The organism is Cellulomonas hominis (assembly GCF_005239125.1).
Classification (GTDB): Bacteria; Actinomycetota; Actinomycetes; order Actinomycetales; family Cellulomonadaceae; genus Cellulomonas; species Cellulomonas hominis_A.
The window spans coordinates 1-1218 of sequence record NZ_SZYE01000341.1 but is presented as its reverse complement, the minus strand read 5'-3'; the positions used below and the strand labels follow the sequence as shown (position 1 = coordinate 1218).

Sequence of the window (1218 nt, the reverse complement as noted above, 5' to 3'; positions counted from 1 at the left end):
AGGTCGGCCAGGGCGCCCCGGGCGGCTCCGGTGCGGGCGCCGCCGGGCCGGCTGCGGGCGCCGCGACCGCCGGGCCCGGCGCGAGTGGGACGGGGGCCGCGGGGTGCGCAGGGACGACGGCCGCCGGGACGACCGGGATCTGCCGGGTGTCCAGGTCGGGACCGAGCCCCGGCGTGCTCAGCGGGGGCAGCACCAGGTCCGGGGCGTCGAGCCGGCGGTCGGCGGCGAGGGTGCTCCACCGGGTGCGGGTCGGCTCGGACGGGGTGGGGTCGGTGCTGGGCCGGTCGACGGGGCCGCCGGCGACGGCGTCACGGGGCGGGGTCGGGTGCGGGACGGCCGCCCAGGTGGGTGCGCCCGCCGGCGTCGTCGCGGACCCGGTCGCGAGGGTCGGGCCCGCCGCGGCGTCCGCCCGGACCGGTGCGTCGGCCCAGGCCGCGACCCGGCGTGCGGGGACCAGGCCGCGCACGTCGACGACCACCGCCTCCCCCACCCGGTCGTGCCAGCCGCGCCGGCGTCCGGTCGGGTCGAACAGGGGCGACAGCAGCACCACGAGCTGGCCGACCCCGCACGCGAGCGCGCCCAGCGCGACGATCAGCGCCCGCACGAACGCGCGTCCGAGGCCGACCGGCCGCCCGGTGCGGACGTCCACGAGGCGCAGGCCGAGCAGGCGGCGCCCGACGGTCCAGCCGCGGGTGCCGTTCCACACCCACTGGGCGACGCCCCACGCAGCGAGCAGCACGGCGCCGACCGCGAGCAGGACGCCGGACGGCGCCGCGGGCTCGGCCACGGTCGCGGACCCGGACTCCGACGCCGCGCGCACCGTCGCCGCGAACGCCGGGGCCCACGCGAGCCACAGCGGTGCGGCCGCCACGGAGGTCAGCGCGGCGTCGACCAGGTACGCCGCCACGCGGCGCCCGAGCGGCGCGGGGGGTGCGCCGGTCGGGACCACGCCGCCGGTGGTGCTGCTCATCGGTCCGCTCCGTCCGCTCGTCGTGCCCGTCGTCCCCAGCGCCCCCGCTTCTCCTGCCCGTCGGGCACGCTCCGGCGTGCCCGGTCGGCCGCCGCGGCGGCCCTGCGCCGCTCCGAGCGGCGCAGCGACCGGGTCGCCACCCGCCCGCGCCAGCGCTCCTTGCGCGGGGTCGCCGCGCGCATCGAGGCGAGCGTGCGGTCGACCTCGGCCCAGTACTCCCGGGCGTCGGCGGCCGTGGGTGCGGCGGC

Annotated in this window: 2 protein-coding genes; both read right to left on the bottom strand. The window is 81.9% G+C overall.

Annotated features, from left to right (window positions below; genetic code table 11):
• A partial coding sequence (locus tag FA014_RS19470; protein ID WP_154731247.1) for an RDD family protein occupies positions 1–970 on the bottom strand: 970 nt, incomplete at its 3' end.
• Positions 967–1218 (bottom strand): hypothetical protein (locus tag FA014_RS20405; RefSeq protein WP_230323458.1); only part of this gene is annotated, 252 nt, incomplete at its 5' end. The genes FA014_RS19470 and FA014_RS20405, both read right to left, overlap by 4 nt.